Below are 21,676 nucleotides of genomic sequence, written 5' to 3' on the forward strand. Positions count from 1 at the left end.
GGAAGGCATCCATCTAACGGGGAGGAGTTAAACCATGTCGCACATCGCACTACGCCGTCACAGACTCGCCAGCGCACTCGCGCTGGTGCTGCTGCCCACGTTCGCGCTGCACGCGCAGGACGCCGGCACCAACCAGGCCCAGTCGCAGGACCAGGCCGCGCAAGGGGAAAAGAAGGCCAAGACGCTGGACAAGGTCGTGGTCACCGGTTCGCGCATCGCGCGCGCCGAAGTGGAAGGACCGGCGCCGGTCAACATCATCAAGGGCGAGGACATCCAGAAGCAGGGCTTCAACACCGTGTTCGAGGTGATGAACTCGATCACCCAGGCCGGCATCGCCGAAACGCCGCCGAGCTGGGGCAGCACCTCGGTCAACGCGCGCCAGCTCAACCTGCGCAACATGGGTTCCAACCGCAGCCTGCTGCTGATCGACGGCCACCGCGTCACCGATTACCCGATGCCGGCCAACGGCAAGACCAACTTCCAGAACTACAACAACATCCCCACCGGCATGATCGACCGCATCGAGGTGCTGGCCACCGGCGCCTCGGCGATCTACGGCTCGGACGCCATCGCCGGCGTGGTCAACATCATCCTGAAGAAGAACTACCAGGGTGACGACATCAAGGTGCAGGTCGGCAGTTCCACCCGCGGCGGACGCGACTTCGGCGACATCAACTTCGTCGGCGGCCGTTCGGGCGACAACTGGAGCGTGGTGTACAACCTGCAGCGCAGCCACCGCACGCCGCTGTGGGGCCGCGACCGCCGCTACACCGATTCGGACGCCGACGCCGGCTACGGCGCCTGGGACCAGAACGCGCGCATGTTCGGCTACCCGCGCTACACCGGCCTGATGCTGGCCGACGGCAACGGCAACTACATCACGCCGCCGGCCGGCGCCTGCAACCAGCGCGGCTTCAAGAACAACTTCAGCCAGTACCACAAGCAGACGGTGGCGACCAACGGCAACACGGTCGATCCCACCAACATCACCGACCTCGGCAGCTACTGCGCGCAGAACGACCTGTTCGGCAACTGGGTGCTGACGCCAGGCCGCGACGACCGCGACGCCTACGTGTCCGGCACCTACGACTTCGGCGGCGGCCTGCAGGCCTACGGCTCGGTGGGCTATTGGGAAACCCACGGCGTGTCCAACACCGAGCTGCCGTTCCTGTATCCGATGGGCGGCATCCCCGGTTCGTTCTACGACCAGGGCACGGGCCAGGTGATCACCAACTATTTCCGCCAGCTCACGCCGGGCGAAATGGGCGGCTACGGCAATACCCACGACGACGAAAAGAACTGGGACATCCATGCCGGCCTGCGCGGCACCTTGTTCGACAACCGCTTCAACTGGGACTTGAACGTCGGCCACGCCAAGTACATCGTGCGCGAGAGCTACACCGGCCTGAACGAGCAGGGCATGTTCAATTACTTCTTCGGCCCGCAGCAGGGCACCACCACGGTGGGCGGCGAGGAGTATCCGGTCTACACGATCAACCAGCAGCGCTTCTGGAATCCGATCTCCACGGCCGACTACCGCACGTTCGCCGTGACCGGCCAGAACACCGCGGTGTCGTGGATGGACCAGGCCTCGCTGAACCTCACCGGCGACCTGTTCAACACCTGGGCCGGCCCGGTCGGCTTCGCCGGCGTGCTGGAAGCCAACCACCAGGGCTACAAGCTGACGCCCGATGCGCGCGGCAACACCACCACCTTCGGCGACCCCTTCCAGGACTACAACGCCGGCGGCGGCACCCGCATGCGCCTGTCGGCGGGTACCGAGTTCCGCGTGCCGCTGTCGGACACGCTGACCTGGAGCCTGTCCGGCCGCCTGGACAAGTACCGCGACGCCAGCGATGCCGACATCGCCCGCACCTGGGGCACGGCGATCGAGTGGCGCCCGGTGGCCGGCCTGCTGCTGCGCGGCACCTACGGCACCAACTTCCACGCGCCGGACATGCAGTACCTGTACAAGCAGGACTCGCTGTCGACCAAGGGCATCTACTCCGACTACTACCAGTGCATCGCCGCCAACCAGGCGGTCTGTCCGGCCATCCAGCACACCACCTACTACACCTTGCACGCCGCCGGCGGCCAGAACCTGCTGCCGGAAGAAGGCCATGCCTGGACCTATGGCTTCGTGTGGGACGTCAACTGGGTCGAGGGCCTGTCGATCTCCGCCGACTACTGGCACATGGGCATCGACAACGCCATCGACAACGTCGGCGAGGACGACGTGCTGAAGGACGAGGCGGGCTGCCGCACCGGCCTGCAGGTGGGCGGCGCGCCGTACACCCTGCATCCGCAGGGTTCGGAGTACTGCAAGCAGATCATCGCCAACGTGATCCGCGACGGGCAGGGCAACATCACCGCCGTCTACACCGGTCCGATCAACCAGAACAAGCTGTACGTCAGCGGCGTGGACGCCAACGTCAGCTATCGCTGGAAGACCCAGAACTGGGGCGCGTTCAACTTCTCGCTGGACTGGACCGACAACCTCTCGTACAAGCTGCGCAAGTACGCCAGCGATCCGCTGCTCAACACCCGCTACGACCGCGTCGCCACGCGCACCCGCGCCACCCTGAACTGGCTGAACGGCCCGTGGGACGTGACCGTGTACGGCGAACGCCAGGGCGGCGTGCGCGCGCCGCACTACGGCGGTTGCGAGGTGCTGGCCAACGGCATCACGCCGTCGCTGGGCGATCCGTCCTGCGTGGTCTACCACGCCTACACCTCGCCGTGGGTGACCTTCAGCAGCACCGTGGGCTACCGCTTCGACGAGAAGCTGCGGCTCGGCCTGACCGTCACCAATCTGTTCGACAAGGTCGGCAAGATCCCGTACTACGCGGGCGGCTTCGAGTTCATCCCGACGCTGCAGGGCGCCAACTACAACGGCCGCGAGATCTCGCTGCAGGTGGAATACAAACTCGACTAAGGCAAGAAGGCGGGGCGCCGGCTGGCGCCCCGCCGGTTGGTCCGGCTGCCCCGGCCGGGTAACTCACAACATAAGCAGGAACAACACATGTCGAAGTGGTCGCAACGTCTCCTCTGCCTTGCGCTCGGCGCGGGCCTGGCCTTCACCGCCCACGCGCAGAACGCCGCCGGCCTCACTCCCTCGCCGCAGCAGTCGCACTGGCAGGACCTGGAGTTCGGCGTGATCGTGCACTTCGGCACCAACACCTTCCTCGACCGCGAATGGGGCGACGGCAAGGCCGACCCGAAGGTATTCAATCCGGACAAGGTGGACCCCGTGCAGTGGGCGCGCGCCAGCCGCGCGGCCGGCGCCACCTACATGGTGATGGTGGCCAAGCACCACGACGGTTTCGCGCTGTGGCCCACCGGGCAGAGCAACTACTCGGTGAAGAGCAGCCCGTGGATGGGCGGCAAGGGCGACCTGGTGAAGCTGGCCTCGGACGCCGCCGCCAAGGAAGGGCTGGAGTTCGGCATCTATCTGTCGCCTTGGGACCGCCACGAGCCGCGCTATGCCGACTCCAAGGCCTACGACAACTACTACGTGGCCCAGCTGGGCGAGCTGGTGCAGAACTACGGCATGCTCGCCGAGTGGTGGCTGGACGGCGCCGGCAGCGCCGGCCACGTCTACGATTTCAAGCGCTATATCGAGGAGCTGCGCACCTACCAGCCCAATGCGGTGGTATTCGCCGACATGGCGCTGTTCGAATACGGCGACGCGCGCTGGGTGGGCCAGGAAGACGGCCATATCCGCTACGAGAACTGGAACGTGATCGACCGCCACGGCTACGAGCGCTGGCGCCCGGTGGAAGTGGACACGCCGCTGCACAAGCTGCACTGGTTCTGGCACCCCAACGACGAGGCCTCGCTCAAGAGCGTGCCCGAGCTGATGGACATCTGGGAGAGCAGCGTGGGCCGCGGCGGCCAGCTGATGCTCGGCATCGCGCCGGACAATCACGGCCTGCTGCCGCAAGCGGACGTCAAGCGGCTGGAAGAGTTCGGCAAGGCGGTGGAAGCGCGCTACGGCGACGCCGCCAACCTGGCGCGCAAGCATGCGAAGACCGACGAGAATACCGAGCGCGCGCTCGACGGCAACCGCGACAGCTTCTGGTCCGCCCCCGCCGACGCGCGCAGCGCCACGCTGGAAGTGGACTTCGGCAAGCCGGTGACCTTCGACCGCACGCTGGCGATGGAGTGGCTGGACGAAGGGCAGGCGGTGCGCCGCTATGCGGTGGAAATCTGGGACGGCCAGGCCTGGAAGGCGGTGGCGCGGGCCGAGGCGATCGGACATAAGAAGATCGATACCTTTGCGCCGGTCACGGCACAGAAGGTACGGTTGCATATCCTGTCCAGCGCGGGCGTCGCGCGCATCCGCGAATTCCAGGTGTTCGACGCCCGGCACTAAAACCCCCTCTCCCCTCCGGGGAGAGGGTTGGGGTGAGGGGCCGGCCGGAGCGCAAGCGTGAAGCGCACCGCTCCGGTGCTTTAGCCCCTCTCCCTCCGGGAGAGGGGCTGGGGTGAGGGTACGGGCGGAGCGCAAGAGTGATGTGCGCCGCTCCGGCCGTACCCTCATCCGGCTGCCGCCACCTTCTCCCCGTGCACAAATGGGTGAACGGGGAGAAGGATTCCAGATCGAAAACTGACGACTACATCGGAACTTTTCATGCAGAGAAGCGCAACGTTCCCCTACTGGTCCGCCTTGGCGGTGTCGCTGCTTCTGACCGGCCCCGCCGCCGCCGCGCAGCTGAGCGCACAGTCCCTCGCCCAGGGTTGGCAATTCCACATCGCGCCGAAATCGGCCGAGGCCAAGGCCCACCCCGAAGCCGCCGAATGGCGCGCCGCCGAAGTACCGGGCAGCGTGCAGACCGACCTGCTCAAGGCCGGCGTCATCACCGATCCGTTCTATCGCGACAACGAGGCGCGCCTGCAGTGGATCGGCCTGGCCGACTGGGATTACCGGCTGGGCTTCAAGGCCGACCCGGCCACGCTCAAGCGGGGCCATGTGGAGCTGGTGTTCGACGGGCTCGACACCTATGCCGACGTCACCCTCAACGGCCGCAAGCTGGTCGCCGCCGACAACATGTTCCGCCGCTGGCGCGTGCCGGTGAAGGGCGTACTGCGCTCCGGCGAGAACAAGCTCGAAGTGCACCTGCATTCGCCGATCGCGCGCCTGCAGCCGTGGCTGCTCAAGCAGCCGTATGCGCTGCCTGGCGAGTTCGATTCGGCCTTCGGCGACGAGCCCAAGGGCAAGCAGAGCGCCAACTACATCCGCAAGGCCAACTACCAGTACGGCTGGGACTGGGGCCCGCGCTACGTCACCCTCGGCATCTGGCAGCCGGTGCGGCTGGAAAGCTGGGACGACGTGCGCATGAGCGATGTCCACATCGCCCAGCAGCACGTCGACGCCGACGTGGCCGAACTGCACGCGGAAGCGAACGTGCAGGCCGACCAGGCCGGCAAGGCGAAACTCACCGTGAGCTGGTCCGACCCCGACGGCAGCCGCCAGCAGGCCAGCCAGGACGTCGAACTGCGCAAGGGCGACAACGCGCTCAGCCTGCCGATCCGCATCGAGCATCCGCGCCGCTGGTGGCCGGTCGGCTACGGCGCGCAGGACATGTACCGCTTCGAGGTCGCCCTGAGTCGCGACGGCGCCACCCTGGCCGCCGCCAGCCGCGCCACCGGCCTGCGCAGCGTCGAGCTGCGCCGCGACAAGGACCAGTGGGGCCGCGGCTTCGCCTTCGTGGTCAACGGCGTGCCGGTCTTCGCCAAGGGCGCCAACCTGATTCCGTTCGACAGCTTCCCCAACCGCGCCACGCCCGAGCGCATGGCGCAGATCCTGCGCTCCGCGCGCGACGCCAACATGAACATGCTGCGCATGTGGGGCGGCGGGCATTACCAGAGCGATGCGTTCTACGAGGAAGCCGACCGGCTGGGCCTGATGATCTGGCAGGACTTTATGTTCGGCGGCGCCATCCCGCCCTACGACGAAGCCTTCCGCGAGAACACGCGCATCGAGGCGGTGGAGCAGGTGCGCCGCCTGCGCGACCACCCCAGCATCGTGCTCTGGTGCGGCAACAACGAAGTGCAGACCGGCTGGGAAGCCTGGGACGACCGCAAGAAGTTCAAGGCCTCGCTGGCGCCGGACGAACTGGCGCGCATCGAAAGCGGCATGAAGGCGCTGTTCGGCGAGACCCTGCGCAGCGTGGTGCGCGAGAACGCGCCCGACGTGCCGTACTGGGCCAGCTCGCCCAGCACCGACTACGAAGGCCCGGCCAACCAGCTCACCGACGGCGACTACCATTCGTGGAGCGTGTGGTCCGGTTCCAAGCCGATCGAGCATTACTTGAGCGAAACGCCGCGCTTCCAGTCCGAGTACGGCCTGCAGTCCTTCCCGGTGATGGCCACCGTGCGCGCTTTCGCCGAAGAGCGCGACCTGGAGCCGAACTCGCCGGTGATGCGCGCGCACCAGAAGTTCGCCAACGGCGACGGCAACGACCGCCTGCTGCTGTATATCCGCAAGTATTACGGCGAGCCGAAGGATTTCGAATCGTTCGTGTACCTGAGCCAGGTGATGCAGGCCGAGGGTATCGAGCTGGCCGCCGAGCATCTGCGCAGCGTGCGGCCGCAGGCGATGGGTTCGCTGTATTGGCAGTTGAACGATGTATGGCCGGGTGCGTCCTGGTCCAGCGTGGATTACTTCGGCCGCTGGAAGGCGCTGCAGTTCCACGCCCGCCGCTTCTATGCGCCGGTGCGCGTGGTGGCCGTCCATAACGACGGGCGTAGCGACGTGTTCGTGGTCTCCGATCGCACCGAGCCGTTCCAGGCCACCTTGCGCAGCCGCGTGATGAGCATGGACGGCAGGGTGCTGCGCGAGAGCAAGCAGGCGCTCAAGGTGGCGCCCTTGGCCAGTGCCAAGGTGGCCAGCCCCACCGACGCCGAACTGCTGCGCAAGGCGGACCCCGCCGGCAGCTTCGCCGTGTACGAACTGGTGGACGACAAGGGCCGGCTGCTGTCGCGCCACCTGCTGTTCGCCAAGCCGCCGATCGAACTGAAACTGCCGGATCCGGACCTGAAGGCCGAGCTGCGCGACAACGGGCAGGGCGGCCTGCTGGTGGTCAGCGCGAGGCGCCTGGCACGCGAAGTGTGGGTGGATTTCGGCACGCTCGACGCCGCGCCGGAAGACAACGCCTTCGACCTGCTGCCCGGCGAGACGCGCGAACTGCGCATCACCAGCGAAGCCGGCATCGATGCCCTGCGCGGCGCGCTGCACGTGCGCTCGCTGGCCGGCGCCACCAAGGGAGACGCCAAGCCGTGAATGCCAACCGCCGCGATGTATTGAAGATGATGTCGTTCGCGCTCGGCGCCGCCGCGGTCGGCGGCCCGGGCCTGATGTCCACTGCGCGCGCCGCCGCCGGCGGTTTCGTCAGCAAGCGTCCGCCGCTGGCCAGGCGCAAGTTCACCAGCAAGGCGGTGGAGCAGGTGATCGCGCGCACCAAGGCCAGGATCGCCGATCCGGAACTGGCCTGGCTGTTCGAGAACTGCTATCCCAACACGCTCGACACCACGGTGGAGCTGGGCACGCTGCGCGGCAAGCCGGACACCTTCGTGGTCACCGGCGATATCGACGCGATGTGGCTGCGCGACTCGTCGGCGCAGGTGTGGCCCTACGTGCCGCTGGCGAAGCAGGACGCCGATCTGCGCCGGCTGTTCCGCGGCCTGATCCGCCGCCAGGCCGTATGCATCGCGATCGATCCATACGCCAACGCCTTCCTGCCCGATCCCACCGCCAAGACCAACCTGGACTGGGCGCAGCACGACGTCACCGACATGCGCCCCGGCGTGGCCGAGCGCAAATGGGAAATCGATTCGCTGTGCTATCCGGTGCGCCTGGCCACGGCGTACTGGAAAGCCACCGGCGACCGCGAACCCTTCGACGACGACTGGCGCGCCGCGATGCGGCTGGTGGTGCAGACCTTCCGCGAGCAGCAGCGCAAGGACGGCCCGGGGCCGTACCGTTTCCAGCGGCAGTCGCTGATTCCCACCGAAAGCCTGTTCCTGGGCGGCTACGGCAGCCCGGCCAGGCCGGTGGGGCTGATCCATTCGATGTTCCGTCCCTCCGACGACGCCTGTCTGTATCCGCTGTTCATTCCCGCCAATCTGTTCGCCGTGCACGTGCTGCGCGAGCTGGGCGCGATGACGCAGAGCCTGTTCAACGATGCGGCCTTTGCGCAGGAGTGCAAGGCGCTGGCCGACGAAGTGCAGCAGGCCGCCGAAAAGTACGGCGTGATGCGCGACGAGCAGGGCAGGGAGTTCTGGGCCTACGAAGTGGACGGCTACGGCAACCAGCTGTTCATGGACGACGCGAACGCGCCGGGCCTGCTCAGCCTGGCGTACCTGGGCTGCTGTCCGGTGGACGATGCGCGCTATCGCCGCACGCGCGAGCTGGCGTGGAGCACGCGCAATCCGTATTTCTTCTCGGGCAAGGCCGCCGAAGGCGTCGGCGGCCCGCATGAAGGCCTGCGCATGATCTGGCCGATGTCGATCATGATGCGCGCCTTCACCAGCACCGACGAAGCGCAGACGCGCCAGTGCCTGCAGTGGCTGAAGACCACGCATGCCGGCAGCGGCTTCATGCACGAGGCTTTCGACCAGGACGATCCGGCGCATTTCACCCGGTCCTGGTTTGCCTGGGCCAATACGCTGTTCGGCGAACTGATCGTCGAATTGGCGCAGCGGCAACCGGCCTTGCTGCGCGCTTGAGGCGTATCCTGCTTTCCCCCCCCTCCATCCCCCTCTGGAGTTTTCCCCATGGTGACACGCAGGCGATTCCTGCAAGGCGCAGTGGCCGCGGCCCTGCTGGGCAACCGGCTCGATCCTTTCAACGGCATCGCCCAGGCGCATGCCGCCGGCGCCAAGGGCGGCGGCGCGGGCGAAGCCGCCACCGGCGTGTCGCGCTATGTGGACGTCTTTATCGGCACCGGCGGCCATGGCCATACTTTTCCCGGACCGTCGCTGCCGTTCGGCATGGTGCAGCTCAGCCCCGACACCTATGACGCGCAGTGGGACGCCTCGTCCGGCTACCACCAGGGCGACGGCTCGATCATGGGCTTCTCGCATACGCACCTGAGCGGCACCGGCGCGGCCGACATGCTCGACGTGCTGGTGATGCCGTGCACCGGTCCCGTGCGCCTGCAGCCGGGCGACCGCGAATACCGCGGCACCAATTACCGCTCGCGCTACGACGGCGTGCCGCCGACCAATACGCCCTCGCCGTCGCGCCAGGGCCAGCCGGCCACGCGCGGCTACCGCTCGCGCTACGACGTCGCCACCGAGCACGCGCATCCCGGCTATTACCAGGTGCAGCTGAAGGATTACGACGTGCTGGCCGAGCTGACCGCCACGCTGCGCGCCGGCCTGCACCGCTACACCTTCCGCGGCAAGGACGAAGGCCATCTGCTGATCGACTTCGCGCATGGCTTCCACGACGACCCGGCCAAGCCGACCAAGGTCAGCGACGCGAGCTTGCGCCTGGTCGGCAAGGACACCCTGGTCGGCAGCCGCCGCGTGCACCAGTGGGCGAATGGCCGCTATATCCATTTCGCGCTCAAAGTCTCGCGTCCGTTCGACAGCGCGGTGCTCTACAACAACGATGCGCCGCTGGCCGGTGCGAAAGATGCCAGCGGCACCAATCTGAAGGCCACGCTGCACTACAAGCAGCCGGGGCAGGCGCCGCTGCTGGTGAAGGTGGGCATTTCCGGCGTGGATATCGACGGCGCGCTGCGCAATCTCGATGCGGAAGTGCCGGGCTGGGATTTCGACGGCGCGCGCCATGCCGCGGAAGCGGCGTGGGAGCAGGAACTGGGCCGCATCCGCGTGGATGCCGCATCGGAAGACACCAAGAAGGTGTTCTACTCCGCGCTGTACCACACCATGCTCGCGCCCACGCTGTTCAGCGACGTGGACGGCCGCTACCGCGGCATGGACCTGAAGATCCACCACTTGCCCGAGGGCAGCCACAACTACAGCACCTATTCGCTGTGGGACACCTACCGCGCGGCGCATCCGCTGTACACGCTGTTCCAGGCCGAGCGCGTGCCCGACCTGGTCAACGGCCTGCTGCGCATGGCGGCGGAAAGCCCCGACGGCCCGCCGGTATGGCCGCTGCAGGGCGTGGAGACCGGTTGCATGATCGGCTACCACTCCGCGGTGGTGGTGTCCGAGGCGGTGGCCAAGGGCTTTGCCGGAGTGGACCCGAAGCAGGCCTGGCCGCTGTTCCGCAAGCGCGCGATGGAGGACGACTATCGCGGCCTGGCCTATTACCGCAAGCTCGGCTACATCCCCGCCGACAAGGAATGGGAAGCCGTCAGCAAGACGCTGGAATACGCCTACGACGACTGGGCGCTGTCGCACCTGGCCGACGCCGCCGGCGCGAAGGACGACGCGGAAGCGCTGCGCAAGCGCTCGCGCAACTACCGCAACGTGTTCGACAAGAGCGTGGCCTTCATGCGTCCGCGCGGCGAGAACGGCCAGTGGCTGGAACCGTTCGATCCGCGCAGCATCGGCCACAGCAAGCAGTGGCGCGACTTCACCGAGTCCAATGCCTGGCAGGCCACCTTCCTCAACCAGCACGACCTGTACGGCTACATGGAACTGTTCGGCGGCCAGCCCGCGTTCGAGCGCAAGCTGGACGAACTGTTCACCACCAGCTCCGAACTGCCGGCCGATGCCCCGCCGGATATCGCCGGCCTGGTCGGCCAGTACGCGCACGGCAACGAGCCGGGGCATCACATGGCCTACCTGTATGCCTACACCGGCGCGCACTACAAGACGCAGTCGCGCGTGCGCATGCTGCTCACCGACATGTACCGCGCCGACCCCGACGGCCTGGCCGGCAACGAGGATTGCGGGCAGATGAGCGCGTGGTACGTGCTCGGCGCGATGGGCCTGTATCCGGTGGACCCGGTGAGCACGCATTACGTATTCGGCAGCCCGGTGCTGGACCGCGCGGAAGTGGATATCGCCGGCAAGAAGCTGGTGGTGGAGGCCAAGGGCAATGCGGCGGACAGCCCCTATATCCAGTCCGTCACGTGGAACGGCAAGCCGTGGAGCAAGAGCTGGATCGCGCATGCGGATCTGGCGGCTGGCGGTACCTTGGTGTTCCAGATGGGGAAGGTGCCGAACAAGCAGTTTGGCGCGGCGCCGGGGGATCGGCCGCCGTCGTTTGGGGCGGTGATGAAGGCGTAAGTTCAAACTCGAGCTCTTCTCCCCGCCGGGGAGAAGATGCCGGCAGGCAGATGAGGGGCGGGTGCTCGCGTCAGAATATCTACGAAGCGTCGCTCGGCTTTGCGCTTCTGCTTCATCGCTCCGTAGGCCCCCCTCACCCCAACCCTCTCCCCAGCGGGGAGAGGGGGTTCAGCGCTTCAGTGCTTTTCGTGCGATTCCTCATGCCCCCGCGGCGCCTGCGCATGCGCCGCCGGTTGCGCATGCCCGCCACCCTGCTGCGGGCGATAAGCCGACATCGGCGCCGCGTGGTACGCCTGCGGCGCATAGGCATGTGACGGCTGCGCGCGCGGCATTTCCCGCTCACCCGCATACGAAGCGCGCTGCGGCGCCTCGTTGCGATAAGCCGGTGCGGTGTTGTGCATCGGCTGCGCCGGCCGTGGCGAGGCCATGTCGAGGCCACGCGGTTGCGGTGTCGGCGCACGGTTGGCATGCGGCGCGAAGGAGGCCGACGGCAGCGCGGCATGCGGCACGTGCGCCTGGAGGTTGGCCGGCGCCATCGCCGCATGCGCGGGCATCGCTTCACGCGCGGCGAACGCACCGGCACGCGGCGTCGCTGCGATGGCGGGCGCACCATGGTTCGCACTCGCGCGCAGCTCGCGGTTCTGCGCCGCCATGCTCATCTGCTGGCGCTGCGCCGCCACCGGCCCGCTGTGCTGCATGCGCGCGGCCTGCAGCTCCTGGGCATTGGCGCGCGCGGCGATGCCGCCTGGGCCGCCGTTGTAGCTGGTGCGGTTCACCGTGACGTTGTTGATCACCGTCTTGTTGTAGACGTTGGTGATGCGCGTGCTGACGTTGTTGACGCTGCGGTTGTAGTAGAAGCGGTCGCGGTTCCAGTAGCCGCCGGCATAACCGACGCCGGTGTAGCCGAAGCCGTAGTTGATGCCGCCGTAGAAGCCCACGCGCGGCCCCCAGTAGCCGGTATGGAACACGTACGCGCCGCCGCTCCAGCCCCACCAGGCCGGCGTCCACAGCGCGCCGGCGTACGGCGGTTCCACCCAGGTGCCCGGCACCCAGAAATAACCGCCGTCGTCGTCGTAGGCCCAGTAGCCCGGCACCCACAGATAGCCCGGCGCGGGGATCGGCGGCTGCACGTAGACCGGCAGCGGCGGCGGGGCAATGTTGACGGAGACGAACACGCCGGCCGTCGCGGTGGAGGGCAGCGCCGCGGCGCCGCCGGCCAGCAGGGCCAGGCCGAGCAGGCTGTGCGACAGGCGGGTGCGGAACGGAATGCGGTTCGATGCGAAGGACATGGCAACTCCTCGTCAGCGGCGTCGTTGCGGTGATGAGAACGGCGCGGGAGGCGCCGCGCTGACCGCTGCGGGGGAGGAGTTCAGGGGCGGTTCCGCGCCGCCGCGCCGGGCGTTCATGTAGCGCCGCGCAGCGCAAAAAAAGACGGCGCCTCGCGGCGCCGTCTTTCGGGTGTTGCGTGCAACGCGCGGCTTACAGGCCCAGCGCGGTCTCCGCCTTCACATACGGCAGGCCGTGCGCCTGGGCCACCGGCTCGCACACCACCTTGCCGTCGATCACGTTCAGGCCGTTGCGCAGGTGCGCGTCGTCGGCCAGCGCCTTCTGCCAGCCCTTGTTGGCCAGGGCCAGGGTGAAGGGCAGGGTCACGCTGTTGAGCGCGAAGGTGGACGTGCGCGCCACGGCGCCCGGCATGTTGGCCACGCAGTAGTGCACCACGCCGTCCACCACGTAGGTCGGGTCGGAATGGGTGGTGGCGTGCGAGGTTTCCACGCAGCCGCCCTGGTCGATCGCCACGTCGACGATCACCGAGCCCGGCTTCATGGTGCGCACCATGTCGTGGGTCACCAGCTTCGGCGCGGCGGCGCCCGGCACCAGCACGGTGCCGATCAGCAGGTCGGCGCGGCGCACCAGTTCCTCGATGGCCGAGCGGGTGGAGAACACGGTGGAGATCGAGGTGCCGAACTGCGTGGCCAGGCGCTTGAGCGCGTCGGCGGAGCGGTCCACCACGGTGACCTTGGCGCCCATGCCCACGGCAATGGTGGCCGCATGGGTGCCGGACACGCCGCCGCCCAGGATCACCACTTCCGCCGCCGGCACGCCCGGCACGCCGCCGAGCAGCACGCCGCGGCCGCCCTGGGCCTTCTCCAGCGAATGCGCGCCCACCTGCGGGGCGAGGCGGCCGGCGACCTCGGACATCGGGGTCAGCAGCGGCAGCGCGCCATTGGCGGCGGTGACGGTTTCATAAGCGATGCAGACCGCGCCGGAGGCGATCAGGTCGTGGGTCTGCTCGGCATCGGGCGCCAGGTGCAGGTAGGTGAACAGGATCTGGCCCTTGCGCAGCTTCTTGCGCTCCACGGCCAGCGGCTCCTTCACCTTCACGATCATGTCGGCCTCGGCAAAGATCGCGTCCGCGCCGTCGACGATCCTGGCGCCGGCGGCGACGTAGTCGGCGTCGGTCAGCCCGGCGCCCAGGCCGGCGCCGGCCTGGATCAGCACTTCGTGCCCGTGGTGTACCAGTTCCTGCACCGACGACGGGACGAGGCCGACGCGGTATTCGTGGTTCTTGATCTCTTTCGGTACACCGATGCGCATGGCTGGGAATCTCTCTTGGGAGTGAGGTGGCGACTGGCTCCGGCACGGGCGCCGGAAGCACAGCAGTATGATCGGTGCGATGAGCAATTTCTCGCTCATTTGGGCAGGGTTGGCGCTAAGATGTCGAACCTGATTCGACGAATGGCCAAATGTCCGGATATTTATGCCAAGCCTCGATCCAAGCCTCGACGACCGCGACCGCGCCATCCTCAAGCTGCTGCAGGAAGACGGCCGCCTGACCAATCTGGAGCTGGCCACCCGCATCAATCTCTCTCCCTCGGCCTGCCTGCGGCGGGTGAAGCTGCTGGAGGAGCGCGGGCTGATTTCGCGCTACGTGATGCTGCTGGATGAGAAGGCCGCGGGGCTGGCCGGGACGGCGTTCGTGCTGGTGACGCTGGATCAGCAGGGGCGGGCGGCGCTGGATGCGTTCGAGGCGGCGATTCAGCGGCATCCGGAGGTGACGGAGTGTTGTTTGTTGGCTGGCGCCGCCGATTACATGGTCAGGGTGGTGTATGCGGATTCCGCGGATTTTGAGCGGATTCATACGGATATTCTTACGCAGTTGCCTGGGGTGGTGAGGGTGCAGTCGACGTTGGCGTTGCGTACGGTGAAGAGGACGACGGCGTTGCCGGTGTGATGTTTTTCGCGGGGCGCGACTCTTTGCTCGTCATCCTGGCGTGGGCCTCGCTACTCGTCATCCCGGCGTAGGCCGGGATCCAGTAGCGACTAGGTGTGGTTGTCGCGACTTGGCCGCTTATGCAGCGGGCATTTCGGACGCCTGCCGGCGCCCGAGTTACTTTCTCTTTGCTGGCCCAAAGAGAAAGTAACCAAAGAGAGAATGGCCTAAGAGCAACGGCTCGCGACGCGACTAGAAGGAGCGGTGGGCGGCTGCGGTAACCGGATTAACCTGGGTCTACACGAAACGGCAGTGCGTTTACGTAGCGGGTGCTTCAACGTGCCGTGGCCGAGAGGATGTTCAGGGACTGGGGCCGGCTTTGGTTCTTCGTTCCTGCCTACCTCACCACTACACCCCTCTCCCCTCCGGGGAGAGGGCAGGGTGAGGGGCCGGGGCTCGCCGAAACGTAGCTACAAAGGCGCGCTTAGGCGTAGGTTGGGGTGAGCCGCAGGCGAACCCCAACGTTACGGTGCGCTTGGAGGTGCATTTACGGCGCTTTCCGTGCCGGCGTCAGCATCAACACATACGCCGCCGCCGACCAGCTGAAATTCGGCGACTGGTAGCCGTTGCCGGTCAACGGATCGTAGTTCTCATAAAACGGTGCCTGCGCCGTCAAACCGCGTGCATTGAGCACCAATCGCCGCGCCATCTCATCCGCCTGCTGCGCGTAGCCATGACGCCGCAGCGCTTCCACGCCGAAATACGCCTGGTCCAGCCACACCGGGCCGCGCCAATAACCCTTGACCGGCGAGAAGTGCGGATCGTCCGCCGCCAGTGTGGGAAACGGCATGCGCGTGGCGAACTTCTTCGGATCGAGCATCACCTGGCTCACCGCACGCGCCTGCGTAGCATCGGCAAGGCCGGCCCATAGCGGCGTCCAGCCTTCGGCGCCATACACGCGCACCGGCGAACGGTCGCTCAGGTGGATATCGAAGAAATAGCCGTGCTCGCGATCGAACATGCGTGTGCGCACCGCGGTCTGGATGCGCTCCGCTTCCTTCATCCACGCGGCGTGGTCGTCCACCTTGCCGAGCACTTCGGCGATACGCGCCAGGTCGATGGCTTCGCGATACAGATAGGCATTGAGGTCGACCGAGGCCTGGTCCAGCGACCACGCGCCGGGGCCGTTCGGCAGCATCTTTGCGCCGTCGAAGCGCACGGCGTTGTCCATGCCGCTTTCCCAGGCGGCGGCCATGCGGGTGCCGTCGGTGGAGCCGAATTCGGCCAGGCCGTCGTGGTCGTGATCGCGGGCGGTCCACCACCAGCGGTGGTAGCGGGCGAGCTTGCCGTACATCTCGGTGAGGAAGGCGCGGTCGGCAGTAGCGTCGTGCACCGCCAGCACGGCCCAGGTGGCGAGAGGGGGCTTGGTGTTGCGCCAGTTGTTGTCCTTGGTGTCCAGGTAGACGCAGTCCGGCACCATGCCGTCGGGGCGCTGGCGGTCGAACATGGCGCGGATCTGGTCGCGGGCGAGATCCGGTGCGAAGCGCGCGAGAGCGGCGGCGTGCTTCCACGAATCCCAGGCCCAGAAGCCGTTGAAGTCGGGGTTGGAATACGAAGGGATTACGCCGTCGTGACCGAGGTCGCCGCGTGCGGCGCGCCAGTTGGCGAGCAGGGTGGCTACGGCCTTGGCGGCGACGCGGCGGGCGTCGCCGTCGCTCACGCCGGGCAAGTGGGCGCTGTCGGCGAAGGCGAGGTAGCCGTCCCAGCGTGCGCGGTTGCGCCGCCATGCGTCGGCGTGGTCGACCAGCGGCGGCTGTTCGCGTGCGTTGTCGACCACCAGGGTCTGCTCGACGTACAGCGCGACGGGCTTGCCCGCTTCCACATGCAGCAGGCCGGCCGGTTCCAGTCGATAGCGCGGCCCTTCCGCCTGCGCCGCCACCTCGCGTCCGGCGAACAGCCGCGTGGCGAGAAACGAGCGGCGACCCAGCGTCTGCACGATGCCGCCATCGTCCGCGCGCGGCGCGCCGCCCATCGCTTCGCCTTCCACCTGCAGATGCAGGTCGCGGCTTGCGGTTGCGCTCAGTTCGATGCGCGCGACGGCATGCCACGCGTCGGCGAAGAACAAGGTTTCGCGTACCGACAAGCCGCCACCGGCATGCGTGCGTTCCAGATAGCCGGGGCCGGCGTGGCTTTCCGTTGCAGCCAGCGCGATCGGCTTGCCCGCACTGCTCTCCAGCGTCCACGCCGCGAAGCGCCGCCCCGCCCAGCGCCCGCCGTCGAGACTGTGCACGAACGGTCCGCTGAAGCCGGTGCCTTCGTCGCGCGCCGGCAGGCTGTAGCCGTGCCAGGCGCCGGCGTCGAAGAACAGGTTGAAGCGGCGGTCGGTGGCCGAGGTGGGCGTGCCGTGCAAGTCCAGCAGGTCGAGATAGCGCTCCGGCGCGCCAGCCTGCGCGCCTGGGGCGAGCGTGGCGGCCAGCAGCAGGGCGAACAGCGGTCGGCGCATCCGTGGGCACTCGTGGCGGGGAGCCGGCGATCTTTGCCGCAAACACGGTGCGCTGTCCTGTGCCGTTCGATGCACGGCCGTCATTCCGGCGCAGGCCGGAATCCAGTAGCGATATCGTCCGGCTTTCGCCGTGAGTCCCAAAGGCGAGCGCTTTGACGCCTCGCCGGTATACAGTCTGCCGCCACTGGATTCCGGCCTGCGCCGGAATGACGAGCTTGGCTTCATCCGCCAATCCCCCCGTTTCGTCGGCGCCCACGGCCTTCCGTCACAAGCGAAGTCCCAATCCCCGGCACCCCGGCTATGCTCCGCCCCGTCATCGCTTCCGGGGAAAGCCTTCCATGACCAGTTTCTTTTTCGTCATCCGCCTGGCGCTCGCCTGGTTCCTGGCCTTCATGCTTGCCGTGATCGTGTGGAACGGCATCAGCGAGGGTTATCACGGCCCGGCCTGGCCCTTCGTGCTGTTATGCATGGCCTTGCTCGGCATGGTGATCACCGGCGCGTTCTCGCATGTGCGGCGCGTGCGGCTGATCATGGGCCGGGCCGACGGCAGCAGCCTGAGCAGCCGCCAGCGCCGGCAGATCGAGATTCCGTTCGAGGCCGGCGAGGCCTTCCGCCTGCTGGATGCGGCGGTGCGCGAGCTGCCGCGCAGCGAGAACGTGGAAAGCGCGCCGGACAGCCTCCAGCTGCGTGCCAAGGTGCGCCGCATCGACCCTTACGGCAACCGCCAGCCGCGCCGCTTTTCGCTGTTCGGCTGGTTCAACCACCGCGACAACCAGATCCTCGCGACGGTGCTGCCTGGCGACGGCAGCAGCAGCGTCACCCTGATCTGCGAGCCGTGCAGCGGCGCGTGGAGCGACTGGTTCCGCGTCGACGACGGCACCAACCTGGAGAACGCCGAAGGCATCACCCGCGCCATCACCCGCCGCGTAGCCGAGCGCCGCCGCGGCGAACAGGCCGCGGCGCGGCAGACCGCCACCGAGAAGGAACTCACCGTGGCGCGCCTGAACCTGCTGCATGCGCAGGTGGAACCGCACTTTCTCTACAACACGCTGGCCAGCGCGCAATACCTCACGCGCACCGATCCGGCCCGCGCCGACGAAATGCTCGGCCACCTCATTGCCTATCTGCGCCACTCGCTGCCGCGCACCGGCGATGCGCTGTCCACGCTGGCCGACGAACTGGAACGTTCGCGCGCTTATCTGGAGATATTGCGCATCCGCATGGGTGACCGCCTGAAGCTGGAGATCGACGTGGCGCCGGACCTGCTCGCCACGCCGCTGCCGCCGATGATGCTGCAGACCCTGGTGGAAAACGCGGTCAAGCACGGCCTGGAACCCAAGCCCGGCGGCGGCACCATCTGGCTGCTCGGCCGCGCCAAGGACGATGCGGTGGCGATTACCGTGGCGGACGACGGGCAAGGCTTTTCGGAAGCGGGCAGCGGCACCGGCATCGGCCTGAAGAACGTGCGCGAACGCTTAGGGCTGGTCTACGGCAATGCCGCTTCGCTGGCCATTCTCGCCAACTTCCCCAGCGGCGTGGCGGCAACGCTCACCGTGCCTGCCAAGGCGGTGGCCCATGGCTAAAACCATCGTTGCCGAAGACGAACCGCTGTTGCGCCAGGCCTTGTGCGAACAGCTGGAGCAGGCGTGGCCGGAGCTGGAGATCGTGGCCGAATGCGAGGACGGCGCCGCCGCGCTCGAAGCGATCGCCGAGCATCGTCCCGAGGTTGCCTTCCTGGATATCCGCATGCCCGGCCTCACCGGCCTGGAAGTCGCCGCCGCCGCGGCGGAAGCGAGCCCCGCCACCCAGGTGGTGTTCGTCACCGCCTACGATCAATACGCGGTGGATGCGTTCGAACGCGGCGCGGTGGATTACCTGTTGAAGCCCATTGCGCCGGAGCGCCTCGCCGCCACCGTGCAGCGGATCAAGCTGCGCAGCGCGGGCGAAGGCCTGGCGGGCGAGGCGCTGGCGGCGCTGGTGCGCCAGCTCGATGCCGGCCGCTTCGCCGAGGCGCGGCCACCGCTGACCTGGATCACCGCCAGCGCCGGCCGCGAAACGCGGCTGATCATGATCGACGACGTGGCTTATTTCCGCGCCGACCACAAATACACCACGGTGGTGACCGCCGAAGGCGAGGCGCTGATGCGCAAGCCGATCCGCGAACTGCTGGGCCTGCTCGATCCGGCCGTGTTCAAGCAGATCCACCGCTCCACCATCGTCAACCTGAAAGCGGTGGCGGCCGTGATCCGCGACGACAGCGGCAAGGGCACGCTGCGCCTGCGCCAGCGTCCGGAGACCTTGCTGGTCAGCCAGCCCTTCATGCTGCTGTTCCGCAACATGTGACGCGGCGCCGCCCAGGAGAGCTCACCATGCGCAACGTACTGGCTCTGCTTTACTACCTCCTCGCCGTAGCCGGCTGCACCGGCGGCCAGGTCACCGACATCCGCAGCGACGCGGGCGGACGCGACATCGTGCACGGCAGAATCGAACTGCGTGCCGGCGTGGCGAAATTCATATGCCTGGCCAGCGCCACGGGGGTATGCCATTTCGCGCTGTTCGATCCGGCCTGCGTCGTCCCTTCCGCCAATTGCGACAAGCCGCCGGAGCGCTTCGCCCTGGCTCAAGGTGCGAGCAGGGAGATCGTCGGCCTGCCGGCAGGATTCCGCCCTTGCGTAAGCGCGCAGGGCGAGGCGGTGCAGGCCGATTGCAAAAGCGCGCGCTGAATCCTCAAGGCCCGAGGATCGACTGCACGCACAGCCGCACCAGGAAATCCAGCAGCGACAGCGCATGGTCCGCGGTCATGCGCAGCGGCAGCAGGATCGTTCCGGCCATGCGCTGGCCTGCATCCTGCTGGCTCCCGGGCACGGGTGCAGCGGCATGCGGCGCGGCGCGCTGTTCTTTTTCGTAGACCTCGCTCCAGTTCAGCAGCCCGGGAACGGAGCCATGGCAATCGGGCGCCGGGGTGGCCGTGGCCGCGGGATTCGTATCGCAACCATGCCTGCGTTCGGCGGCGCCGGCCCAGCCGGTGATGGCCAGCGCAAGCAGCAAGGCGCTGAGCAGAGTGCGCGGCATCTTCATGATTCGCTTTCCTCCCGCGGGCGTCATTGCGCGAAATCCAGGTTGGACGGCATCGCGGGCAGGGCCGGACGGTCGGTGCCGGTGACGGGAACATCCTTGCCCACCGGCTCCATGTGGAAATCGTCGGCCAGCACTTCGCCCTTGCCCTCCAGCAGGAAACCGAAGGCGATCGCCTGCGCGCCTTCGGGCACGTCCAGCACGATGTCGTAGCGCTTCCATTCGGTGTCGCCGCTGAGCGTGCGGCTGCTCATATTGTCGAAGCCCAGGGTCTGCTGGAAGTTGCCGTCGATGCGCATCCACATCGCCGCGCTCTTGGCGTCGCGCGTGCGCAGGTAGCCGGACAGGCGCAGGCGCTTGCCGCGGTAGGCGTCGGCGCCGATGGTCTGCATCAGCGTGCCGAAGCCACGATGCTGGGCCTGCGCGCGGATATACGCGTTGCGGTCGCCGGCATGGCGGTCGCCGGGCTGCACGCCCATGTCGTAGCTGTCGGGCGAGGAGCCGGCCGGGAACCAGCCCTTCGGCGCGTCGCCGGCATGCAGCGAGACGGCCAGGAGCGCGGTGGCGAGAGCGAAGGCGAGGCGGTGGGTCACGGAGCGTTCTCCAGGCTGTTGCTGTTGATGTCGGCGTACAGGTAGGCGGCGGTGTGCGACAGCCCGTCGGCGTGCTGCTGCGGCGGCCGGATGTCCATGTGCAGCAGGTAGGTGGCGGTAGCGTCGTGGTGCGCCTGCACCGGCGGCGCCGGCGGTATCGGCATGGCGTGGAACACCATCAGCCACAGCGCGAAGCTGGCCGCCATGGCCAGGCCCAGCCAGGGCCAGGCGCGGTGCAGGCGGCGCGCTTCGGCGGCGCGCAGCACCTTGGCATCCACCCGGCGCGGCGCGGTTTCGTTCGCGCTCTGGCGGTACAGCGCGACCAGTTCGTCGAGGACGTCGTCATTGTCGTGATGCATGGCCGGTGCTCCGTTCACAACCAGGGTTGGAGGGCTTCGCGCAGGCGCTGCTGGGCGTAGCGCAGGCGGCTCTTGACGGTTTCGCGCGGCACGCCGGTGGCCAGGGCGATGTCTTCCAGGCTCAGGCCGCCTTCGGCCTTCATCAGGAAGGCCTCGCGCTGCGGCAGCGGCAAGGCGCGCACGGCCTGCTGCAGGGCGCTGCCCAGTGCGTCGTTATGGGCATGGCCGTCGGGCGGGAGGGCGATGGAGGCGGTGTTCTCGTGCACCGCCTCGGTCTCATCCGCGTCGGCGGCATGGATGCCGTCCGGGGCATGGCGGGCCAGCGAGCGCCAGCGGTCGGCGGCGCGGCGATGGGCGATCGAGAACAGCCACGCGGCGAACGAAGCACCCGGCGCATAGCCGCTCTTGCCGCGCACCACCGCCAGCCACACTTCCTGGAACACTTCCTCGGCCTCCTGCGGATGCGCGGCCAGGCGCAGGGCGTAGCGGTAGAGGCGGTCGCGGTAGCGCAGGTAGAGCACGCGGAAGGAGCGTTCGTCGCCGTCCTGGTAGCGCGCCATGCAGTCCTCGTCGCTGCGCCCGTCGATGCGCAGCGGCGGCGGCATCACCGCCTCGTCCTTGGCCAGCCAGGGCCATTGCGACTGCAAAAAGCCGATGGGGCCGGCCAGGGGCGAATCGAAGGGGAGGGCGTGGGTGGTCATGGGGGGCATCCATTCCT

The 21,676-nt window shown here is 67.8% G+C and carries 16 protein-coding genes; 9 read left to right on the forward strand and 7 right to left on the reverse strand.

Annotated elements, in window-relative coordinates:
* Positions 1 to 34: 34 nt before the first annotated feature.
* The 5 genes from FHW85_RS02175 to FHW85_RS02195 all read left to right on the forward strand — a co-directional run bounded on the left by FHW85_RS02175 (position 35) and on the right by FHW85_RS02195 (position 11,214).
* On the forward strand, positions 35 to 2,935 hold the full coding sequence (locus tag FHW85_RS02175; RefSeq protein WP_167256800.1) for a TonB-dependent receptor: 2,901 nt from the start codon (positions 35 to 37) through the stop codon (positions 2,933 to 2,935).
* A gap of 87 nt (positions 2,936 to 3,022) precedes the next feature.
* Positions 3,023 to 4,375: an alpha-L-fucosidase gene (locus tag FHW85_RS02180; protein WP_167256801.1), complete on the forward strand. Its 1,353-nt coding sequence runs from the start codon at positions 3,023 to 3,025 to the stop codon at positions 4,373 to 4,375.
* A gap of 258 nt (positions 4,376 to 4,633) precedes the next feature.
* A complete protein-coding gene (locus tag FHW85_RS02185; RefSeq protein WP_168647159.1) occupies positions 4,634 to 7,285 on the forward strand; it encodes a glycoside hydrolase family 2 protein in 2,652 nt (883 codons plus the stop codon).
* 26 nt (positions 7,286 to 7,311) lie between these two features.
* Positions 7,312 to 8,730 carry a glycoside hydrolase family 125 protein gene (locus FHW85_RS02190; RefSeq protein WP_168647334.1) on the forward strand — a complete coding sequence of 473 codons (1,419 nt, stop codon included), beginning with the start codon at positions 7,312 to 7,314 and terminating at the stop codon, positions 8,728 to 8,730.
* A 48-nt stretch (positions 8,731 to 8,778) separates the two neighbouring features.
* Positions 8,779 to 11,214, forward strand: coding sequence for a GH92 family glycosyl hydrolase (locus FHW85_RS02195; RefSeq protein ID WP_167256803.1), 2,436 nt, complete (start codon positions 8,779 to 8,781; stop codon positions 11,212 to 11,214).
* A 176-nt stretch (positions 11,215 to 11,390) separates the two neighbouring features.
* On the opposite strand, the gene FHW85_RS22160 is transcribed toward FHW85_RS02195, so the two are convergent.
* Both FHW85_RS22160 and ald read right to left on the reverse strand, forming a co-directional pair.
* Positions 11,391 to 12,503, reverse strand: a complete 1,113-nt coding sequence (locus FHW85_RS22160) for a YXWGXW repeat-containing protein (RefSeq protein WP_210427675.1) — start codon at positions 12,501 to 12,503, stop codon at positions 11,391 to 11,393.
* A gap of 190 nt (positions 12,504 to 12,693) precedes the next feature.
* A complete protein-coding gene (gene ald / locus FHW85_RS02205) occupies positions 12,694 to 13,812 on the reverse strand; it encodes an alanine dehydrogenase (RefSeq protein ID WP_167256805.1) in 1,119 nt (372 codons plus the stop codon).
* A 163-nt stretch (positions 13,813 to 13,975) separates the two neighbouring features.
* On the opposite strand from ald, the gene FHW85_RS02210 reads away from it, so the two are divergent.
* Positions 13,976 to 14,449 (forward strand): Lrp/AsnC family transcriptional regulator, encoded by a 474-nt coding sequence (locus FHW85_RS02210; protein ID WP_168647160.1) that lies wholly within the window; start codon positions 13,976 to 13,978, stop codon positions 14,447 to 14,449.
* A gap of 526 nt (positions 14,450 to 14,975) precedes the next feature.
* On the opposite strand, the gene FHW85_RS02215 is transcribed toward FHW85_RS02210, so the two are convergent.
* On the reverse strand, positions 14,976 to 16,931 hold the full coding sequence (locus tag FHW85_RS02215; protein ID WP_168647161.1) for a trehalase family glycosidase: 1,956 nt from the start codon (positions 16,929 to 16,931) through the stop codon (positions 14,976 to 14,978).
* A 338-nt stretch (positions 16,932 to 17,269) separates the two neighbouring features.
* Here FHW85_RS02215 and FHW85_RS02220 point away from each other — a divergent pair, with 338 nt between their 5' ends.
* The 3 genes from FHW85_RS02220 to FHW85_RS02230 are packed head-to-tail and all read left to right on the forward strand — an operon-like array spanning position 17,270 to position 19,654.
* The gene (locus tag FHW85_RS02220) at positions 17,270 to 18,514 is read left to right on the forward strand and encodes a histidine kinase (RefSeq protein WP_167256808.1); all 1,245 of its coding nucleotides are present in this window, start codon (positions 17,270 to 17,272) and stop codon (positions 18,512 to 18,514) included.
* The gene (locus FHW85_RS02225) at positions 18,507 to 19,274 is read left to right on the forward strand and encodes a LytTR family DNA-binding domain-containing protein (RefSeq protein WP_168647162.1); all 768 of its coding nucleotides are present in this window, start codon (positions 18,507 to 18,509) and stop codon (positions 19,272 to 19,274) included. Before FHW85_RS02220 ends, FHW85_RS02225 begins: the two co-directional genes overlap by 8 nt.
* A gap of 26 nt (positions 19,275 to 19,300) precedes the next feature.
* Complete coding sequence (locus FHW85_RS02230; RefSeq protein WP_168647163.1) at positions 19,301 to 19,654, forward strand: hypothetical protein; 354 nt, start codon at positions 19,301 to 19,303, stop codon at positions 19,652 to 19,654.
* A 4-nt stretch (positions 19,655 to 19,658) separates the two neighbouring features.
* On the opposite strand, the gene FHW85_RS02235 is transcribed toward FHW85_RS02230, so the two are convergent.
* The 4 genes from FHW85_RS02235 to FHW85_RS02250 are packed head-to-tail and all read right to left on the reverse strand — an operon-like array spanning position 19,659 to position 21,659.
* Positions 19,659 to 20,009, reverse strand: coding sequence for a hypothetical protein (locus FHW85_RS02235; RefSeq protein ID WP_168647164.1), 351 nt, complete (start codon positions 20,007 to 20,009; stop codon positions 19,659 to 19,661).
* Between the two features lie 23 nt (positions 20,010 to 20,032).
* Entirely contained in the window at positions 20,033 to 20,599 is a 567-nt protein-coding gene (locus FHW85_RS02240; protein WP_167256812.1) for a hypothetical protein, read from the reverse strand.
* Positions 20,596 to 20,958: a hypothetical protein gene (locus FHW85_RS02245; RefSeq protein ID WP_168647165.1), complete on the reverse strand. Its 363-nt coding sequence runs from the start codon at positions 20,956 to 20,958 to the stop codon at positions 20,596 to 20,598. The genes FHW85_RS02240 and FHW85_RS02245 overlap by 4 nt, the downstream gene beginning before the upstream one ends.
* Positions 20,959 to 20,972: 14 nt before the next feature.
* A complete protein-coding gene (locus FHW85_RS02250) occupies positions 20,973 to 21,659 on the reverse strand; it encodes a sigma-70 family RNA polymerase sigma factor (RefSeq protein WP_168647166.1) in 687 nt (228 codons plus the stop codon).
* Positions 21,660 to 21,676: the final 17 nt, after the last annotated feature.

It is taken from the genome of Dyella sp. SG609 (genome assembly GCF_012275375.1).
In the GTDB taxonomy this organism is placed as follows: domain Bacteria; phylum Pseudomonadota; class Gammaproteobacteria; order Xanthomonadales; family Rhodanobacteraceae; genus Dyella_D; species Dyella_D marensis.